Below are 17,930 nucleotides of genomic sequence, written 5' to 3'. Positions count from 1 at the left end.
AATCCTGACACCCTTCTGTCAGGATCTGTGAGGGGTGACGCATTCCCTGTGCGTCACCCCTTTCCATTTCGGGTCCGCGGTTCCATATTCAGCCCCATGGCCAGATCATCCGAAAAGAAGAATGGCGGCTTCGCCGAAGCCCCCCAGCCCGCGCTTTCGGGCACGCCGCTTTCCGGTTCCCCCTCCGGTTCTATCGCGGACTGGGCGGATGAAATCGCGCAGGAAGCCGAGAAGCCTGCAAAACCGAAGAAGCCCAAGGCCCCCGCCGGACGCTCTTCCGCCGCCACCAAGACTTCGCGCGGCACCTCCATGGGCGGCGCGGCCTCGGCCAAGGAGCGCGCTGCTGCCGGTCTCATGCCGGTTGCCGGTCTCGATGTCACGCTGGAAGAGGCCGAAGGGCTGTCTTCCTCCGGCGTCACGGCCACGGTTGCCGCGCTTTCGAAGCTGATCGAAGGCGGCGATCCGAACCTTCAATCCACATGGACACCGCACCGCCCCGCGCGGCCGGAAAAATCCGAGGGCGGCATTCCGCTCAAAATGTCGACGGAGTTCAAACCCTCCGGCGATCAGCCCACGGCCATTGCCGATCTTGTCGCGGGCGCCCACGAAAACGAGCGCACCCAGGTCCTTTTGGGCGTCACCGGCTCCGGCAAGACCTTCACCATGGCCAAGGTGATCGAGGAAACGCAGCGCCCGGCCATCATCCTCGCGCCCAACAAGACGCTGGCCGCCCAGCTCTATGGCGAGTTCAAATCCTTCTTCCCGGACAATGCGGTCGAGTATTTCGTTTCCTATTACGACTACTACCAGCCGGAAGCCTACGTCCCGCGCTCCGACACCTATATCGAGAAGGAGTCCTCCATCAACGAGCAGATCGACCGCATGCGCCATTCGGCCACGCGCGCCCTGCTTGAGCGCGATGACGTGATCATCGTTGCGTCGGTCTCCTGCATCTACGGTATCGGTTCGGTCGAGACCTACACGGCCATGACCTTCCAGATGCAGATTGGCGACCGGCTCGACCAGCGCCAGTTGCTCGCCGATCTCGTGGCTCAACAATACAAGCGCCAGGACATCAATTTCGTCCGTGGCTCCTTCCGCGTGCGCGGCGACACGATCGAAATCTTCCCTGCTCACCTGGAAGACCGCGCCTGGCGCATCTCGCTCTTCGGCGACGAGATCGAGACCATCACCGAGTTCGACCCGCTCACCGGCAAGAAGACGGGCGATCTGCAATCGGTCAAGATCTACGCCAATTCGCACTATGTCACCCCGCGCCCCACGCTCAACCAGGCCATCAAGGGCATCACTGCCGAATTGAAGCAGCGCCTTGCCGAGCTGGAGCGCGCCGGTCGTCTGCTGGAAGCACAGCGTCTCGAACAGCGCACCCGCTTCGATCTCGAAATGCTGGAAGCCACCGGCTCCTGCGCTGGCATCGAGAACTATTCGCGCTATTTGACCGGCCGCGCGCCGGGCGAGCCGCCGCCCACCCTGTTCGAGTACATCCCCGACAATGCGCTCGTCTTTGTCGATGAGAGCCATGTCACCATTCCGCAGATCGGCGGCATGTATCGCGGCGACTTCCGCCGCAAGGCCACACTCGCTGAATACGGTTTCCGCCTCCCGTCCTGCATGGACAACCGGCCGCTCCGCTTTGAGGAGTGGGACGCCATGCGCCCGGCCACGATCGCCGTCTCCGCCACGCCCGGCAATTGGGAGATGGAGGCTGCCGGCGGCGTTTTCGCCGAGCAGGTCATTCGCCCCACCGGCCTCATCGACCCGCCTGTCGAGGTGCGCCCGGCCAAGACCCAGGTCGACGATGTGCTGGGCGAAATCCGCGAAACCGCCGCCAAGGGCTATCGCACGCTCGTCACCGTGCTCACCAAGCGCATGGCGGAGGACCTCACCGAGTACCTGCATGAGCAGGGCGTGCGCGTGCGCTACATGCACTCCGACATCGACACGCTGGAGCGCATCGAGATCATCCGCGACCTGCGCCTTGGCGCCTTTGACGTGCTGGTCGGCATCAACCTTCTGCGCGAAGGGCTCGACATTCCCGAATGCGGCCTCGTCGCCATTCTCGATGCCGACAAGGAAGGCTTTCTGCGCTCCGAAACCTCGCTCATCCAGACCATTGGCCGCGCCGCGCGCAATGTCGATGGCCGCGTCATGCTCTATGCCGACCGCATCACCGGCTCCATGGAGCGCGCCATGGAAGAGACGAACCGCCGCCGCGAGAAGCAGCTTGCCTACAATGAGGAACACGGCATCACGCCGGCTTCCATCAAGAAGAACATCGCGGACATTCTCGATTCCGTCTATGAGCGCGATCATGTCCGCGCCGACATTGGCGGTGCGGCGGGCAGGGGCGAGGACCTCAACAATCTCGTCGGCAACAACCTCGCCGCCCATCTCGAGCATCTCGAAAAGGCCATGCGCGACGCCGCCGCCGATCTCGATTTCGAGGAAGCCGCGCGCCTGCGCGACGAGATCAAGCGCCTGAAGGAAACCGAACTCGCCATCCTCGACGATCCGCTGGCCCGCGACGCCGGCGTGGAAAACACGCAAAAATCCCGCCGCGACAAGGCACGCAGCCGCAAGGGGCAGGGCGGGCAGGCCAAGGGCGCGGGCGTGGGCGCACCGTCAGCCCCTCATGGTGAGCCTGTCGAGCCACGAGAGGCGGGCAGCAAAGCTCCGGCCTCATCGCTCTTCCACAAGCCCGATCTGAACGAAATGGGCACCTCCGGCGCGCACGCCGTGCCTGCCGGCAAGAGCCTTTTCCGCAAGAACGATCTGGACGAAATGACGGTCGGCCGCACCGAAAAGCCGGTGCGCAAGCCGCTTCCGCAGAAGCCGGAAGACGACCCCAAACCGGTGAAACGCCACCGGCCCGGCATCGGCTCCTACGAAGATCCGGCGGACGAGCGGCGCGCGAAGCGCCGGCCCGGGAAGACCGGGCGTCCGGGGCGGTAGCGAGACGGTAGCGCCAAGTTCCTACGCTTGGTTTACGTTCCAGACGAGCTTAACTGATATATGAAAGACGTATTAGGTATTGTATCCGTATTGATTGAGTCGTTCCCGCGCGCGATCGATTTGTGATGTGGTAAATAGGTGATGCCAACGTTGGTTGGCGACGATCAGAGCTTCCACAGTTAAATCTAGTCGACCTCTTTCATACAAGTGTGTGTAGCCCTCCGAAACAGTATGTGTGTCTAAAAGATATCTCGCTGTTCCTAATCCGCGCTTTTTGTATAGCATACGAAGGTATATTGTGGCTTTGTATCCGGCCTCTGATTTTGCACGTAAGTAAATTTCGTGCATTGCTCTCTCAAAGTCAGCTGGCCCCTCTGTCATTGATAAATTCTCACATATAAGAAGAATAAAAATATACTTGAGGTGCTTGTAATTTCAAATTTGTTGGGTTTCCTCAGGGCGGTATCCGCACGATCGGGCAATCCGTCCAAGTATACCTCTTGTAATGATGTCTAGTTGAGAGTTTTCACTGTAGTCCGCCGGTGCGACAAAATCAACGCGGCCGTCCGATATCAGGCGATGTATTTTTGAAAGGTCACTGTCGCCGCGCGATGGATCATACACGGCTATCGAATTGCCTCCTTTGTAAGTAAGCATTTTCATTGTTGGGATATCGGTATCGCCATCCCCAAAGAAGATCATCCGATCAAAAGGTATTGGTCGCTCGTTTTCGGGTTTGAAACTGTTAATTGAGACGTTGTCCCAATTGTTTTCTATTCCTTTGTTGATTCTGAATAAATATTGAGTTTTTGTTGTGTAGTTTATTCCTACACCGGGCCATGAGGCTTCTTCATTTATATATATAAATTTTGATGCGTATATTTTTTTGAATTTTTCTCTAATCTTACAGCCATCGATCATTTCACTAATGCCAGAAGATACGATGTAATGCTCTATGCATAGGTTCCTCTCATGACCAAAGTTGTTAATCCGATCAAACCAGCTTCCATCTGCTAGGCCGGGGAACAAAGGAGCATCTTCTCCATGTTTGCGTAGTGCCTCTTTTGTAATAGGTTTTTGGAGTGATGCTGCCTTCCTTAGCATCGTGTGCATATAAACCAACACCTCATCGGCATCATGCTCGCGCGTCTGTTGTTTTACCTCGTCCCAGAATTCTGTTCTTTCCATACCAATGTCAGGAATGAAGCTTCGCTCTTGAAGATTCCCGTGAGCGAGTGTTCCATCGAAATCATAGATGAGCGCGGTACGTTGTGGACTTGGTGAGTCAATACCCATCGAAACGCAATCCTCATAAGTTGAATATTTTTGATTATGCAACTTAAGATTATTTTATATGTCAAGATTTTTTTAACATTTAGAAAAATTTAGGGGCCTTCTGTAGTTTAGGAGTAACAATCCCTGAGCGATATTGTTGAGGCCTGTTCGATTGTCGCCTCACTCCCGATCCCGCTCGAACCGCTCCTTCACCGGAAATTCTGGCAGCCATTTCTCGCGGCGTGAGACCCACAGCTCATAATCCGGCACAAGCTGGTCCGGCGCGTCCAGCGTGCCGAGATGCACTTCTATCTCGTCGCCGGTGCGGGCAAAGACCGAAGAGCCGCAGCGCGGGCAGAAGTTGCGGCCCTCAAAGGCGCTCGTCTCGCCGGTGATACGCACCGCCTCCGCCGCAAAGACGGCTGCCGCATAAAACAGCGCGCCATGGTGCTTGCGGCAGTCGAGGCAATGACAGATGCCCACGCGGTCGGGCTCTCTCGAAACCTCGATCCGCACCGCGCCGCACAGGCATCCGCCGCTCAACCGCTTCATTCCCTGCTTCCTTTTCTGCTTTTGGTCGGGTGCACTCTGCCGCCTGAAAGGTGCGACGGCAAGGAACACAGGCGCAGAGGGAGTGAGGCGGCTTGAAGAGTCCCGACAGCATCCGTGTCGCCTTCTCCTCGCGAACGGGGAGAAGGAGGCCGTCAGTCCCTACAGCTTCGTCATCATCGGACCTGATTCGAGGACCCATGCCAAAACGCCGGGGATAAACCGCAGCCCTTCAAGGCGAAACGCAATTTTTCTCAGCCGCACCCCATCACCACCGCAACGGCATGGATCCTATGGTCAAGCCATAGGAGACGACGTTGGCGAAGCGCATTCCCTACTCGCTATTCGCTACTCCCTATTCGCTCTTTTCTCCCCATCCCCAAAACCTCCACTACACTCCCTCCATCGCCCCTGTCGGGAACCGGGTCCGGAGCCGGGGATCAGGAGGGGTGACGGCAGCCTCCCCCTCGGGTTCGGTAACCCGAGGCCTGTGAGGGCCCGCAAAAGGCCGGCGGCCGGCATCATGTCGGTTGCGGAAAAGCCGCTAGGGCGCAGATCGCCCGAGTGACCGGTCGGCAGTCGGGACAGCGGCCGGCGGGGCGCGCTTTTCGCGCCACTTCAATTCCAACAGAGAGGCACGAAAAACGCGCCCCGTTTCCCGAACGATCCAGACCCCGGCGGCAACCCCGCGCGGGAACGAAGGAGCCTGCCCAAAATGTATCGCTGCTCAGCAAATTGCTCACCAACTTCAAACGCCCCCTTCTCCCCGCGAGCGGGGAGAAGGTGAGGATGAGGGGCGAGCGCCATCAGTGGCCGGGATACCGACACAGGTGGAAAAGATCGCAAGGCCCCGCCCGCCCCTCATCCCCCTGCCGGGACCTTCTCCCCGCAGGCGGGGAGAAGGAAGCCGACATCCCGGAAGCCGCGATCCATGGAAAAGTACGCTGGAACACGGCCCTGTCCTCGCCCCGCCCCCTCTGCAAATTGCACACCAACGTCAAACGCACCCTTCTCCCCGCAGGCGGGGAGAAGGTGAGGATGAGGGGCGAGCGCAATCACCTGCAAGGAGACCGACAGAGCTGGAAAAGCTCGCAAGGCCCCGCATGCCCCTCATCCCCCTGCCGGGACCTTCTCCCCGCAAACGGGGAGAAGGAGGCCGTCATCCCGAAAGTCGCAGGCTACCCGGGGCCCATTGGCAGAATGCGCAAGCACACGACCGGTCAACAGGAACCCGCAACGACCTTTTTCTCAAATCGTCAACGCAAAAGAAGGGAGGCCCCAAATGCAACGCAAAACCAGAAAATCGCCGGCGAAGACCGAGGCCAATGAGCAGCTGCTCGAGATCATCCGCGGCCTTGTGAAGATTCGCGACACGCTATTGGATGAGAAGGGCATCAAGCCACTTTTGCCCATTTGCCCGCCCGAATGGCCGCACGAGGAAATGCAGGTGGCGTTTCGCTATCTCGCGGGGCAGGCCGAGAGGCCGCAGCATTGTTCAAACCGGCGGTGCCGCCGCGCTGGCATGTGTCAGGCAGGGGCGGATGCGCTGCTGGAAGCAGACTGTTTTCCGGACTGGAGCGATAGCGACGTCTCGCGGCTCCATGCTGCCTGGCTGGGCGTCGTTTTGTGCTGGATCTATGATTGTGAGCGGTCTTTGCATTTCATGGAAATGACGCGGTATGGAACGCAGGCATGCAGCGTGCCGACACGGAAACAGGGCCTCGAGGAGCCCGGGAAAAAGCTTGCATGAAGAACCCTCTGACAGGGAAATGCCAGCATGTCTTTCTGCGCGTACGTCTCTCAGGCCCGGGTGGATGTGCCTCTTAGGCTTCGAACCTGGCGGCGCTGTCCAATCCGGCCTGAACCAGGTTCAATGGCAGGCGGTGTCCGCTCGCCCACGACCGCATCACATGACCGGCGACCCGTTCACGGGAGGCGCTATCGCTCCGTCTTATGCCAAGTTCGGCACACACGGCCTCAATGGCATTCTCCATCGCGGCCATTTCATCTGCATCGAAGATGCCAGCGCTTTTGTGCAGTACTCCAGGCTTGGCCATGTCCGGCCCTCCTCTGCCGTGGGAAGTCGCAGTCGGCGTGTGTTACCTCCAGTGCCGTCGTCTGCTCGTCCTTCGCCTTACACGGTAACAGGTTTATTTCCCGTGTCTATTATGGCGAATCTATGTTGCGAGGCCGCGACGGGCCTGCAAAAAAAATCAAGAGGGCATGAACCTTTCTTTCTCCCCCCGCGACAGACGGGCATCGGACGGCCGAAGTGGCCGGCCATCAATCCCAAAGGAGGATGAAGAAATGTCCCTGAAACGCACCATTGCAAAAGGCCTGATGGCCATCACTCTTGCCGCCACTGCACTTTCAACCGTCAGCGTGGAAAGCCGCGCAGGCAGTCTGTCTCCGGGCGAGGCGGCGGCCATCGCCGGGCTTGGCGGTTTCATCGCCGGTGGCCTGATCGCGGACTCGCGAGCCCGGTACTACGGTCCTGCGCCGGTCTATGGCCGTGCCTCAGCCTGGGATCGGCATGTGGCGCGCTGCTATGCCCGCTACCGCTCCTATGACGAGTACAGCGACACCTTCCTTGGATATGACGGCTACCGCCATCGTTGTCGCCTGTGAACGGTTCACGCCGAAATGCTGCGCGGTTACTCGATTTGACCGCGCCGCCGCCGCGTGCGTTGAAAATTCGGGCAGGTCGTGAACACGGCTTGTCCGGATTTTGTCGGTTTTTAGCCGCTGGAGGATGAACCAATCCGGGGATCCTGCGTTGTACGACCGACGATGGCCGGCGGATCGGGAGATTGCGGCAAAGCTTGGGCAGGCGACGTGTTTAAAGCGGTCACCCCGTTTGATTTGAGATTTCCGGCATCCCGCACCACCTTTTTCTCGCCGACCTGGTTTCCGGCTCCCCCAAAACTGTCAACGGGGATCGGGTCGGCATGTACACAGCAAAGGAGTTCCCTCCATGAAAAAAATCCTCGCAGCCCTTGCCGCAACCGGTTTTCTCACGCTTTCGGCCTACGCCGCCGAAGTTCAGGGAACCGTCGCTTCCATCGATGTTGCGACCAGAACGATCGCTCTCGACGACGGTACCGTCTACACCGCCGGTGAGGGCGTCGATCTCGCCAATGTTGCTGCAGGCGCCACGGTGACGCTGACAATTGACGACACGACAAATGAGGTGACCTCCGTCGAAGCGCAAATGTAGCCCTGCCCGTTCGTCCCTCCGGACGGGAGCCGGTCTCCACAGGAGGCCGGCTTTCTTGTTCGGGTTTGTCCTTTCGGAACAAACTGTCATAAAACAATGCTAAGGGGGCTTTCGAGAAGGGAATCGGTCCGGTTCCCTTGCCTTATGCATCGATGACCGGAGGCGGAATTTCATGAAGATTGCAGTTCTTGGCGGCGATGGGTTCGTCGGCTGGCCGACCTCGCTTCACCTGTCGGCCCGTGGGCACGAGATCCACATCATCGACAATCTGTCCCGGCGGTGGATCGATACCGAGCTCGGTGTCCAGTCGCTGACGCCCATGGACTCCATTCAGGAGCGCACCCGCATCTGGCATCAGGAAACGGGCCGTCGCATCCGCTTCCATCTGATCGACCTGGCGCGCGACTATGATGTGCTGAAGGCATGGCTTGCCGAGCACAGGCCCGATGCCATCGTGCATTTTGCCGAGCAGCGTGCTGCGCCCTATTCGATGAAGAGCGACCGCCACAAGAACTACACCGTCAACAACAACGTCAACGCGACCCACAATCTGCTCAACGCAATGACGGAGATAGGCCTCGATGCACATCTCGTCCATCTGGGCACAATGGGCGTTTATGGCTATTCCTCGGTTGGCGCGGCAATTCCGGAAGGCTATCTCCCGGTGGGCGTGGAGACGCTCTCGGGCGAGACGGCGTCGCAGGAAATCCTGTACCCGACCAATCCGGGCTCCATCTACCACATGACGAAGTCGCTGGATCAGCTTCTCTTCCAGTTCTACGCCAAGAACGATGGCGTGCGCATCACCGACCTGCATCAGGGCATTGTGTGGGGTACGCACACGGAAGAAACGAAGCTCCATGCGCAGCTTATCAACCGCTTCGACTATGATGGTGACTACGGAACAGTGCTGAACCGCTTCCTGATCCAGGCGGCGATCGGTTATCCGCTGACCGTGCACGGCACGGGCGGCCAGACGCGGGCGTTCATCCACATTCAGGATTCGGTGCGCTGCGTCGAGATCGCATTGAACAATCCGCCGAAGCGGGGCGACCGCGTGGAAATCTTCAACCAGATGACGGAAACGCACCGCGTGCGGGACCTGGCCGAGCTCATCGCGCGCATGACGGGCGCGAAGGTCGCGTACCTGCCGAACCCGCGCAAGGAAGCGGCGGAAAACGATCTGGTCGTGAGAAACGACAAGTTCCTGTCGCTCGGCCTCAACCCGATCACGCTGGAAGAAGGGCTTCTGGCCGAGGTCGTCGATGTGGCGAAGAAATTCGATTACCGCGTCGACCGCTCGCGCATCCCGGCCGTGTCCGCCTGGACCAAGGACATTGCGCCGACCATCGAGCGCGATCCGGAAGGCAAGCGGCTCAAGAGCGTGGGCTAAGCGACGGCTTTCATGTCGAAACACGCCTATGTGACGCTTGTCACCAACGAAGATTATGCGATGGGCGCGCTGGCTCTGGTGCGCTCGCTGCGGCTAACGGAAACGGATGCCGATCTTGTGGTGATGCACACCGGCGGAGCTCCTTCTGAAGCGCTGAAGCCGCTGGCTGCGCTCGGCGCGCGGCTGGTGCCGGCGGAGCTTCTGCCCACTTCAGATGCCTTCAACGAGCGGCATCAGCGCGCGCGGCTTCACGCGAATGCGCCCTTCACCAAGGGCAACAAGCCGAGCTTTCACACCCCGCTCGACAATTTCGCCAAGCTCCGGCTGTGGCAGTTGACGGAGTATGAACGGGTTGTCTTCATAGACGCCGACGCGGTGGTGGTGCGCAATATCGACCGGCTGTTCGGTTACCCGGAATTCTCCGCCGCGCCCAATGTCTATGAGAGCCTTGCGGATTTTCACCGGCTGAATTCAGGCGTGTTTGTAGCAGCGCCTTCGGAGGCAACCTTTGTCGCCATGCTTGCGCGACTGGATCAGCCCGAAGCGTTCTGGCGGAGGACCGATCAGACTTTTCTGCAGGCGTATTTTCCGCATTGGCACGGTCTGCCGGTGTTTTTCAACATGCTGCAATATGTGTGGTTCAACCTCCCGGCGCTCTGGGACTGGAACTCTGTTTCCGTGGTTCACTATCAGTATGAAAAGCCTTGGGAGCAGGATCATCCGAAAGCCGCGGAGCTGGGTCCTCTGATCGATCTTTGGCACGCCTTCCATTCGGGTGAGAACATTCCCGATGTTGAGACGCTGGCGAACCCCTCGCCATGAGTGGGCCCCACAGTATCGTCTCCGGCGGGACAGGGCTGGTCGGCCGTTTCATTGTCGAGGCGCTGCTGGCCGCAGGTCATCGGGTGACGGTGCTTGGCCGAAACGCACCTCCGGAAGGCCTTTTTTCAGGGGCGGTCGCATTTGCGCCCATGACGCTTGAGCCGACATCCATCTCGACGGCTCTGTTCGAGGGGGCGGATTTCTTCGTGCATGCTGCCTTCGACCATGCCCCAGGGAAATACCGAGGCGGAGAGGGCGAAGATGCCGAGGGTTTTCGCCGGCGCAATCTCGACGGAAGCATTGCCATGTTCCGCGCTGCGCGGGCGGCGGGTGTGGCGCGAACGGTGTTTCTTTCGACCCGGGCCGTTTACGGGCCCCGCGAGCCGGGAGCGATGCTCGATGAGAACGATGCCTGCCGTCCCGACACGCTCTATGGCGAGGTGAAACTTGCCGCCGAAGAAGCGCTTTCCCAACTTTCCGGAGACGGTTTTTCCGGCGTAAGTCTGCGGGTTACCGGTGTGTACGGGCCGGCCGGAACTGGACGATCTCACAAGTGGGAGAGCCTCTTTGAGGACTATTTGTCGGGCCGTGAGATTACACCGCGCATCGCGACGGAGGTTCATGGTGAGGATGTCGGATCGGCGGTGCGCATATTGTTGACCTCGCCCGCGGAAAAAATCGCGTCGGGTCTTTTCAATGTGTCGGATCTGACCCTCGATCGCAGTGAACTTCTAGCGCTGGTCGCTCGCGAGACCGGCAGTGAGAATCCACTGCCGCCCGCCGCCGATCGAGATGCGGTCAACGCCATGAAAACGGAACGTCTTCGTGCACTTGGATGGGCGCCAGGTGGGTGGGCGTTGCTGGAACGATCTATGCCCCTTCTGTTAGGCAGACGTTAACTGCTCCGTGGTTTGTGGAGCGGAGCTGCAACGGTCAACTTCATGTGTTGATTCAACTTGTTCACGTGTTGATTCAGGTTGTTCCTGAGATGAGTCCGTTTGCGGCGGCAAGTGTCTGAACAAGAATCGAATTCTTCCGTTCTGTGCGGTGAGCCAGCGCTTCTCCAAGCGCTGAGTTTCACTGTGCCTCTGCCATATATCTCCAAATCCGCAACGCGGGCAGGGCAGCCATCTTTTCCAATGAATTGCCTTCGCTAAAGCGGTGTCTGCTGCATTTGCAGGTGCAAATCAGTCCCGTTGTAGGGGTTGGCCTCTGCAATGGTTTCATCGAGTTCGACGCCAAGGCCGGGGTCGCGCGACGGAATGACAAAACCATCCTCCCAGGTGATTTTCTTTTTCAGCAGTTGCGCGTGGAAACCATCGAAGGTCCGGATCGCTTCAAGGATCAGAAAATTGGGAAGTGTGGTGGCGAGCTGAATGTTTGCCGCGGCAATGATGGGGCCGCAATAGCAGTGCGGTGCGATCTGGACGTGGTGGGCTTCCGCCATCGCGGCGATTTTCTTCGTTTCAAGCAGGCCGCCTGACCGGCCAAGATTGGGCTGAAAGATGCCGGCAGCGCCGAGGCTGAGAAGCTGTGCAAATTCATACTTCGTGGTGAGTCTTTCCCCCGTGGCGATTGGGATCGTGGTTGCACGTGCGACCTGCGCCATGGCTTCGGGACTGTCCGGAGGAACAGGCTCCTCGAACCAGAGCGGATCATAGGGCTCGAGCGCTCGTGCCATGCGGATCGCACCCGACGGTGTGAACTGGCCGTGGGTGCCGAACAGGATGTCGGCGCGCGTGCCGACAGCTTCGCGCACCGCAGCAACCAAGCGTATGGAAAGGTCGATATCGCTCTGGCGCGGCTGATGGCCGCCGAAGGCGGTGTATGGGCCCGCCGGATCGAATTTGACCGCGTCAAAACCCTGCGCAAGGCAGGCCAATGCGGCTTCGGCGGCAAGGTCGTGATCGTTGTAGACATTGCGTTCGCTATCCGTCTCGCCCGGTACGGCGCTGCCCGTGGCAGGGTAGAGATAGGTGTAGCTGCGCAGCCGCTCTTGCACCTTTCCGCCGAGCAGCTTGTAGACCGGTTTGCCCGCCTCTTTGCCGATGATGTCCCAGCACGCCATTTCCAGGGCTGACACGCAACTCATCAAAGTCGGATCGGGCCGCTGACTGAAGCCGGAGGAATAGGCACGGCGAAAGAAGGTTTCGATGTCGTGCGGGTCGTAACCGATCAGGTATCGTTCGGCCACGTCTTCGATCATGCGCGCGGTGAGGTGTGGACTGAAGGCGGCGGAATAGGCTTCGCCGTAGCCAACAACACCGCCATCGGTGACGAGCTTCACGAAGATGAAGTAGCGACCGCCCACATACGGAGGCTGGTTTGCGGTGACGAAGGTTTTGGCGTCCGCGATCTTCATTCGAAAACCAGCACGTTGCGTAGGGCCTGGCCATTGTTTACTGCGGCAATCGCCTCATTGATGTCTTCAAGCCGGTAGCGGCCGGTGATGAGTTCATCAAGCTTCAACCGGCCCTTTTGATAATGCTCGACAAGGATGGGTATGTCGTGTCGGAGCCGGGTTTCACCCATCTTGGAACCGATGATTTTCTGGTTGAGGGCCGCCAGCTTTCCCGGGTCATAGGGGATGCGCACGCCGTTGGCCGGCATGCCAACCACGATGACAGAGCCGTTGCGGGTGATATAGCGCGGGGCGCTTGCCAGGGCTGATTCGACGCCGACTGTAACGAACACGAAGTCCACGCCGCGCCCATGTGTAAGCGCTTTGATCGCCTTCGTGTGATCGGGGTCAGCGGGGCTGAACGCGTGGGTGGCGCCGAAATCGCGCGCTGCCGCGAGTTTGTCTTCACTCAGGTCGAGCGCGATGACCGGGCTCGCGCCGGCAAGTGCCGCACCCTGAACGGCATTGAGCCCGACGCCACCACAACCGATGACAGCCACAGCATGGCCAGCCGACACCCGCGCTGTGTTGGCGACTGCGCCAAAGCCGGTGATGACGCCGCAGGCAAGAAGCGACGCGACGTCGAACGGCATATCGGTTGGGATATGAGCGAGTTGACTTTCGTGAACGACCACCTTCTCGGCAAAGGCGCCGGTGCGCAGCCCCTGTTCACATGCGTCGCCATTGGTGAAGGTGAGTGGCCCCTGCTGATCGAGCGGGAACACCTCTTCGCACATGACGAGGCTCTGACGCGCGCAATAATGGCAATGGCCACAGGAGCGGATCAGCGTGACGACAACATGATCGCCCGGCGCCACACCAGTAACTCCAGAACCGATCGCTGAAACCACGCCGGCGGCCTCGTGACCATAGACTGCCGGAAGATCGCCGCCCCAGGCACCTTCGGCATAGGAGATGTCGGAGTGGCAGATTGCGCAGACCTTGAGGTCGACGAGAACTTCACCCTGGCGGGGCGGGGAAAGTTCAAGCGTTTCAATCGAGAGGGGTTTGCCGAACTCCCGGCATACGGCGGCCTTGATCTGCATGGAAACCTCGCTGGAATGCGTGCAAACCGGATTAAAGCCGGAAGTTTGTCTTTGGTGCAACGCAGATGCGACGTCGAAGCGCAACCATGCGTCAATGGAAGAGGTGCCATGCGCTAGCGTTTGTTGACCGGAAGCGGGCGTGGAGATAGGCCGGATGTAGATAAAAAAGGGAACGACAAACGATGAATGCACCGGAAACACCCACTGGAGATTTGACGCTACGCACGCAGGCGATGCCCGGTGACGCGAATGCCGCAGGCGATATTTTCGGCGGCTGGGTGATGGCGCAAATGGATCTCGCGAGCGGCATTCGAGCTGCCGAACGCGCCCATGGACGCGTGGTCACCGCCGGCGTGAAAGAAATGGCCTTCGCCAAGCCGATGAAAGTGGGCGATACCCTGTGCATCTACACCCATATCGAAGGGGTGGGGCGGACATCAATCCGGCTCAAGGTGGAAGCGTGGGCACAGCGTTATCTGTCACCGACCATGGAAATGGTCACCCATGCGGATTTCGTCATGGTAGCGCTTGATGCCAATGGCAAGCCCACACCGGTTCCGCTGGAAGATTGAGGCTTACGCCTCCGTCGATGCTTCGATTTTTGTGGCGAGCACGCGGTCGATCCGGCGGTTGTCCAGATCCATGACTTCGAAACGCCAGCCCATGGCATCGACGCTTTCGCCGGTCTTCGGCAAATGCGTGAATTCGTTAAGCAGGAAGCCGGCGAGCGTGGTGTAGGTGCGCTCGGCCGGGAGATTGAAGCCAAGATGATCGGCCATCTCGTCGGCAGGCATGGAGCCGGGAAGCAGCCAGGAGCCGTCGGCGCGCTCAACGATGTCCAGCTCACCTTCCTCGGCATCCGCACGAAAAATTCCGGCGATTGCTTCGAGAATATCGGATGGGGTGATGATGCCTTCGAAATGGCCATGCTCATCGTGCACCAGCGCCATAGGGATAGCGGCCTCTCGAAGAACGGAGAGTACATTGAGCGCGTCGGCCATGTCATGCACGATCGGTGCGGGCAGAACATGCGCCCGGATGTCCAGCGCTTCCCCCGATAGCTGGGCAGCCAGAAGATCGCGCAATTTGACGACGCCTTTTATCTCGTCGACCGAACCATCGCCAGCGGGCAAGAGGGAGTGGCCGGACCTTTTGACATCCTCCGCCAATGCCTTTTCATTCGCTGTAAGATCCAGCCAGTCGATCTCACCACGCGGGGTCATGATGGCGCGCGCCTTGCGATCGGCAAGCCGCATGACGCCGGCAATCATGCGGCGTTCATCGGATTCAATGGTGCCGCTGGTTTCGGCTTCGGCGATAAGCGTGCGGATCTCCTCATCGGTCACCCGTTGTTTTGACTCCGCGCTCTGGCCGAGCAATGCAAGGACCAGCCGCCCCGACACATCCAGCAGCCACACGAGCGGCAGGGTGATGCGTGACAGGAGACCCATGATCGGCGCAACCTTGACGGCGATGCCTTCAGCGTTCTTGAGTGCGATCTGCTTTGGAACAAGTTCGCCGACGATCAGCGACACATAGGTGATGAGAGCCACCACAAGGCCCACGCCGAGCGGATTTGCCAAGCCTTCCGACACACCTTGCAGGATAAGCCAATCGGACAGACGCGTGCCGAGCGTCGCGCCGGAAAAGGCGCCGGAGAGCACACCCACGAGCGTTATGCCGATCTGGACCGTCGAAAGGAAACGCCCCGGATCAGCCGAGAGGGCGAGGGCCCGTGCCGCACCGCGCTGCCCCTGATCCGCCCGGGATTTCAACCGGGCAGGTCTGGCGGAGACCACGGCCAGCTCCGACATGGCCATGAAACCATTGAAGAGAATGAGGACGAAGAGTATGGCGATTTCTACAATGAGCATGAAAGCTCTTTAGCACTCCGGGATGAACGGCGCGAGACTGCCTTGTGGGCAGTGGAAGCGCTATTTACAGGCGCGGTAGCCGTTGCGGCGGCCTTTCAGATCGAAATGAAAGTGATCGCGGTGATCGTAGTTGTAACCGGGGCCGAGAACGGTGGTGAAATAGTCACACCCTTCGGCACGCACAGAGTTCAACAGTCCGCGTTCGCGGAAGGCGAAAAAGCCCGGCTTGCGCACATCGATTTCGCGGCCGCTTTTCAGCTCGATGCTCATTACGTCAAGAGCGTTGCCTTTGGAATGCTCCGAAGCGACGCTGGTGCCGGCAATGCGGCGGCACGAATAGCTTGAGCCTTGCCGGATTTTTCCGATGCCGGTGAGATAGCGTTTGCGGGCGGCAGGAGCGAGCTCGTTTTTTGTCCAGCGGGCGAACGTTTCCGCCATCTGGCAATTCAGCGTGGCGGCTGGCGCCATTTCGATGTTGCCCGAAAGGCCACTGACTTTGACGGGCCAATCGATGCGGCAAGCACCACCGTCGTTGATGGGCTCCAGATCCTGATACTTGACGCCAAGGCGCTTGAGCCGGCGTCGACAGGCGATTTCTTCTGCTGGCATGACACGCGGCGAGCTTTCGTTGCGGGGCAGGGTCATGCGCGGATAGGAGACCATCATCGGGTTCGACGGAACCAGCGCCTGCAATCCCCTCGCATTTTCAGGTGCGGGAGTGGAAACAGTGGGTGTTACCACCTGTGGAACCGGTGCGATGGGAGCAGGTGCCAGTTGCGCGACCGGCACTGCTGCAGTCTGAACACCGATATCTACCGATGGGCGCGGGGACATCACATCGCTGACGGAGCAGGCAGAAAGAACCAGAAACGTGGCAGCAACCGCTGCGCGCCGCAGAGGTGCACGTAGGGGTGTTGCAACCGGGTTGCCAACACGAATACCGACCATGAACACGCCCCGTCGACCTTGTACGCTTCCAGAAGGAAGGTACCGTAGCCCGACAAGGTAAAGGAAAGGTCAGCAGGGGCATTCAGACCTGTGACCTCATTGTGACGCGTCGAGCAGGCAGCTATTTGCAGTAGAGGCTGTCGTTCCGACGTTGGGCCAAGTCCAGATGAAAATGGTTGGCGTGATCTGCATTGGCGCCTGGGCCGAGAACGGTCTTGAAAGGGCCACAGGCGGCTGTGCGGAAGGCATCGAGAAACCGCGCGCTTCCGCTCTTGGAGTTGGGCTTTTTCGCAACATCGAGTTCAGTGCCATCGGCCAAAGTGAAGCTCATGATGTCGAAGGCGTTCCCGTAGGCGTGTTCGGAAAGTTTCCGGGTCCCAGCGCGTGACCGGCAAACATAGGCCGAGGCATGCCGAACGGCTGTGATTGGCTGTTTGAGGTGACGCCTGGTGAGGGGCGGCGTTGTGTCCGTGAAGAAACGAGCGAGTGTGAGAGCCATCGCGCAATTGAGCGTTGCCTTGGGCTGTAATGCGATTTTCGCGGAAAGGCGTTCGATCTCCAGCGGATGAGCGATTGCGCAACCGGCAGCCTCTGCTATGGGCTTGTGCTCGGAATACGAAACACCAAGTTTTGTCAGGGCGCGGCGGCAGGCGACCTCTTTGGCGGGCATCCGGCCTGGCTTTTGCGCGGGCGGGCGTTTCTGGGGTTCGGTTTTTGCTGGTGGACGAGGCGAGGGGATGGGGACGATGACCGACATTTCCTCGCGCCGCACTTCTCCGCGGCTATTGGGTATGGGGCCTGTGGCCGGTAGGGGAACGGAGGCGGTCGGCTCAGCGGCACGTGCGTTGCTCGGGAGAGGAGGCAGGAACAGAGCGCAAAGCAGTATTGCCGGCAGCGCGTGTCGAACAGCTAAAAGAGCGATCATGCCGGATGTTTGCCGGAACTTAGGCTTATCGGGAAATAACGGTGTGTTTCGAAGTGTTCACGATACGCCGAGTGCATCCAGGCCTTCTATCAGCCAATCATAAAGCATCGGCATTCCGAGCAGATAGGTGGCGACATGCTTCGCGCCGTGCTGGCGGGCGTCCCTGACGGCTGTTGACCACTCCTTCACGTCGTAGTCGCCGCGCCCCACCCATGCCAGCGCAATCAATTCAGCAATCTCATCCACATTGAGATCACCCACCAGTTCTCGAAATTCCTCTTCGGTGAGGTCTTCTTCCTCTTCTTCGATCAGCCCGTCATGCTGATGCCGATCACGAGCATCGCCATCGATCTCGATTTCGCGCTCGTGACCATCATCATAGTCTGCGTTCAGCGCGGCGCTTAATATGCGCGCTTTGCCTGCCAGCAAGCGCACGGTTTCCGGGTCTATGGTCAGCGCCCATTCGCGCTCAACAGGCTTCTGCATGCGCTTCTCCTCCGGCACTTC

17 protein-coding genes are annotated in these 17,930 nt (G+C 59.5%); 8 read left to right on the top strand and 9 right to left on the bottom strand.

The features are described 5' to 3' along the window. Positions 1-96 precede the first annotated feature (96 nt). Positions 97-2,973, top strand: coding sequence for an excinuclease ABC subunit UvrB (uvrB, locus tag AC2CHD_RS05300; RefSeq protein WP_484552830.1), 2,877 nt, complete (start codon positions 97-99; stop codon positions 2,971-2,973). A 435-nt stretch (positions 2,974-3,408) separates the two neighbouring features. On the opposite strand, the gene AC2CHD_RS05295 is transcribed toward uvrB, so the two are convergent. After that, positions 3,409-4,269, bottom strand: coding sequence for an HAD family hydrolase (locus tag AC2CHD_RS05295; RefSeq protein ID WP_484552829.1), 861 nt, complete (start codon positions 4,267-4,269; stop codon positions 3,409-3,411). A 159-nt stretch (positions 4,270-4,428) separates the two neighbouring features. Continuing rightward, entirely contained in the window at positions 4,429-4,800 is a 372-nt protein-coding gene (locus AC2CHD_RS05290) for a GFA family protein (protein WP_484552828.1), read from the bottom strand. A gap of 1,279 nt (positions 4,801-6,079) precedes the next feature. Here AC2CHD_RS05290 and AC2CHD_RS05285 point away from each other — a divergent pair. Further along, the gene (locus AC2CHD_RS05285; RefSeq protein WP_484552827.1) at positions 6,080-6,547 is read left to right on the top strand and encodes a hypothetical protein; all 468 of its coding nucleotides are present in this window, start codon (positions 6,080-6,082) and stop codon (positions 6,545-6,547) included. Positions 6,548-6,620: 73 nt separating this feature from the next. On the opposite strand, the gene AC2CHD_RS05280 is transcribed toward AC2CHD_RS05285, so the two are convergent. After that, the gene (locus tag AC2CHD_RS05280; protein WP_484552826.1) at positions 6,621-6,854 is read right to left on the bottom strand and encodes a hypothetical protein; all 234 of its coding nucleotides are present in this window, start codon (positions 6,852-6,854) and stop codon (positions 6,621-6,623) included. Positions 6,855-7,104: 250 nt separating this feature from the next. Here AC2CHD_RS05280 and AC2CHD_RS05275 point away from each other — a divergent pair, with 250 nt between their 5' ends. The 5 genes from AC2CHD_RS05275 to AC2CHD_RS05255 all read left to right on the top strand — a co-directional run bounded on the left by AC2CHD_RS05275 (position 7,105) and on the right by AC2CHD_RS05255 (position 11,128). After that, a complete protein-coding gene (locus tag AC2CHD_RS05275; RefSeq protein WP_484552825.1) occupies positions 7,105-7,425 on the top strand; it encodes a BA14K family protein in 321 nt (106 codons plus the stop codon). Between the two features lie 346 nt (positions 7,426-7,771). Continuing rightward, entirely contained in the window at positions 7,772-8,014 is a 243-nt protein-coding gene (locus AC2CHD_RS05270; RefSeq protein WP_229448733.1) for a DUF1344 domain-containing protein, read from the top strand. Positions 8,015-8,186: 172 nt separating this feature from the next. Continuing rightward, complete coding sequence (locus AC2CHD_RS05265) at positions 8,187-9,407, top strand: NAD-dependent epimerase/dehydratase family protein (RefSeq protein ID WP_229448734.1); 1,221 nt, start codon at positions 8,187-8,189, stop codon at positions 9,405-9,407. A 12-nt stretch (positions 9,408-9,419) separates the two neighbouring features. After that, positions 9,420-10,229 carry a glycosyltransferase gene (locus tag AC2CHD_RS05260; protein ID WP_484552824.1) on the top strand — a complete coding sequence of 270 codons (810 nt, stop codon included), beginning with the start codon at positions 9,420-9,422 and terminating at the stop codon, positions 10,227-10,229. Beyond that, complete coding sequence (locus tag AC2CHD_RS05255) at positions 10,226-11,128, top strand: NAD-dependent epimerase/dehydratase family protein (protein ID WP_484552823.1); 903 nt, start codon at positions 10,226-10,228, stop codon at positions 11,126-11,128. Before AC2CHD_RS05260 ends, AC2CHD_RS05255 begins: the two co-directional genes overlap by 4 nt. A 254-nt stretch (positions 11,129-11,382) precedes the next feature. Here AC2CHD_RS05255 and AC2CHD_RS05250 read toward each other — a convergent pair whose 3' ends face one another. Together AC2CHD_RS05250 and AC2CHD_RS05245 are read right to left on the bottom strand one after the other, a co-directional pair. Next, a complete protein-coding gene (locus tag AC2CHD_RS05250; RefSeq protein WP_484552822.1) occupies positions 11,383-12,591 on the bottom strand; it encodes a mandelate racemase/muconate lactonizing enzyme family protein in 1,209 nt (402 codons plus the stop codon). Beyond that, complete coding sequence (locus tag AC2CHD_RS05245) at positions 12,588-13,676, bottom strand: Zn-dependent alcohol dehydrogenase (RefSeq protein WP_484552821.1); 1,089 nt, start codon at positions 13,674-13,676, stop codon at positions 12,588-12,590. Before AC2CHD_RS05245 ends, AC2CHD_RS05250 begins: the two co-directional genes overlap by 4 nt. Positions 13,677-13,858: 182 nt before the next feature. On the opposite strand from AC2CHD_RS05245, the gene AC2CHD_RS05240 reads away from it, so the two are divergent. Next, a complete protein-coding gene (locus AC2CHD_RS05240) occupies positions 13,859-14,248 on the top strand; it encodes an acyl-CoA thioesterase (protein ID WP_484552820.1) in 390 nt (129 codons plus the stop codon). A 3-nt stretch (positions 14,249-14,251) separates the two neighbouring features. On the opposite strand, the gene AC2CHD_RS05235 is transcribed toward AC2CHD_RS05240, so the two are convergent. The 4 genes from AC2CHD_RS05235 to AC2CHD_RS05220 all read right to left on the bottom strand — a co-directional run bounded on the left by AC2CHD_RS05235 (position 14,252) and on the right by AC2CHD_RS05220 (position 17,909). Then, on the bottom strand, positions 14,252-15,550 hold the full coding sequence (locus AC2CHD_RS05235) for a hemolysin family protein (RefSeq protein WP_229448743.1): 1,299 nt from the start codon (positions 15,548-15,550) through the stop codon (positions 14,252-14,254). A gap of 60 nt (positions 15,551-15,610) precedes the next feature. Beyond that, entirely contained in the window at positions 15,611-16,498 is an 888-nt protein-coding gene (locus AC2CHD_RS05230) for an extensin-like domain-containing protein (RefSeq protein WP_484552819.1), read from the bottom strand. Positions 16,499-16,619: 121 nt separating this feature from the next. Next, positions 16,620-17,168, bottom strand: coding sequence for an extensin-like domain-containing protein (locus tag AC2CHD_RS05225; RefSeq protein ID WP_484552818.1), 549 nt, complete (start codon positions 17,166-17,168; stop codon positions 16,620-16,622). Between the two features lie 312 nt (positions 17,169-17,480). Then, entirely contained in the window at positions 17,481-17,909 is a 429-nt protein-coding gene (locus tag AC2CHD_RS05220; protein WP_484552817.1) for a DUF3775 domain-containing protein, read from the bottom strand. Positions 17,910-17,930: the final 21 nt, after the last annotated feature.

The organism is Nitratireductor sp. ATLC21 (assembly GCF_057196525.1).
The sequence above is the reverse complement of the archived record's forward strand: the minus strand, read 5'-3'. Positions and strand labels throughout refer to the sequence as shown.

Excerpts from the sequence above, each read along its gene's own strand:
- uvrB (WP_484552830.1), top strand. The coding sequence starts at position 97 with ATGGCCAGATCATCCGAAAAGAAGAATGGCGGCTTCGCCGAAGCCCCC.
- AC2CHD_RS05295 (WP_484552829.1), bottom strand. The coding sequence starts at position 4,269 with ATGGGTATTGACTCACCAAGTCCACAACGTACCGCGCTCATCTATGAT.
- AC2CHD_RS05290 (WP_484552828.1), bottom strand. The coding sequence starts at position 4,800 with ATGAAGCGGTTGAGCGGCGGATGCCTGTGCGGCGCGGTGCGGATCGAG.
- AC2CHD_RS05285 (WP_484552827.1), top strand. The coding sequence starts at position 6,080 with ATGCAACGCAAAACCAGAAAATCGCCGGCGAAGACCGAGGCCAATGAG.
- AC2CHD_RS05280 (WP_484552826.1), bottom strand. The coding sequence starts at position 6,854 with ATGGCCAAGCCTGGAGTACTGCACAAAAGCGCTGGCATCTTCGATGCA.
- AC2CHD_RS05275 (WP_484552825.1), top strand. The coding sequence starts at position 7,105 with ATGTCCCTGAAACGCACCATTGCAAAAGGCCTGATGGCCATCACTCTT.
- AC2CHD_RS05270 (WP_229448733.1), top strand. The coding sequence starts at position 7,772 with ATGAAAAAAATCCTCGCAGCCCTTGCCGCAACCGGTTTTCTCACGCTT.
- AC2CHD_RS05265 (WP_229448734.1), top strand. The coding sequence starts at position 8,187 with ATGAAGATTGCAGTTCTTGGCGGCGATGGGTTCGTCGGCTGGCCGACC.
- AC2CHD_RS05260 (WP_484552824.1), top strand. The coding sequence starts at position 9,420 with ATGTCGAAACACGCCTATGTGACGCTTGTCACCAACGAAGATTATGCG.
- AC2CHD_RS05255 (WP_484552823.1), top strand. The coding sequence starts at position 10,226 with ATGAGTGGGCCCCACAGTATCGTCTCCGGCGGGACAGGGCTGGTCGGC.
- AC2CHD_RS05250 (WP_484552822.1), bottom strand. The coding sequence starts at position 12,591 with ATGAAGATCGCGGACGCCAAAACCTTCGTCACCGCAAACCAGCCTCCG.
- AC2CHD_RS05245 (WP_484552821.1), bottom strand. The coding sequence starts at position 13,676 with ATGCAGATCAAGGCCGCCGTATGCCGGGAGTTCGGCAAACCCCTCTCG.
- AC2CHD_RS05240 (WP_484552820.1), top strand. The coding sequence starts at position 13,859 with ATGAATGCACCGGAAACACCCACTGGAGATTTGACGCTACGCACGCAG.
- AC2CHD_RS05235 (WP_229448743.1), bottom strand. The coding sequence starts at position 15,550 with ATGCTCATTGTAGAAATCGCCATACTCTTCGTCCTCATTCTCTTCAAT.
- AC2CHD_RS05230 (WP_484552819.1), bottom strand. The coding sequence starts at position 16,498 with ATGGTCGGTATTCGTGTTGGCAACCCGGTTGCAACACCCCTACGTGCA.
- AC2CHD_RS05225 (WP_484552818.1), bottom strand. The coding sequence starts at position 17,168 with ATGCCCGCCAAAGAGGTCGCCTGCCGCCGCGCCCTGACAAAACTTGGT.
- AC2CHD_RS05220 (WP_484552817.1), bottom strand. The coding sequence starts at position 17,909 with ATGCAGAAGCCTGTTGAGCGCGAATGGGCGCTGACCATAGACCCGGAA.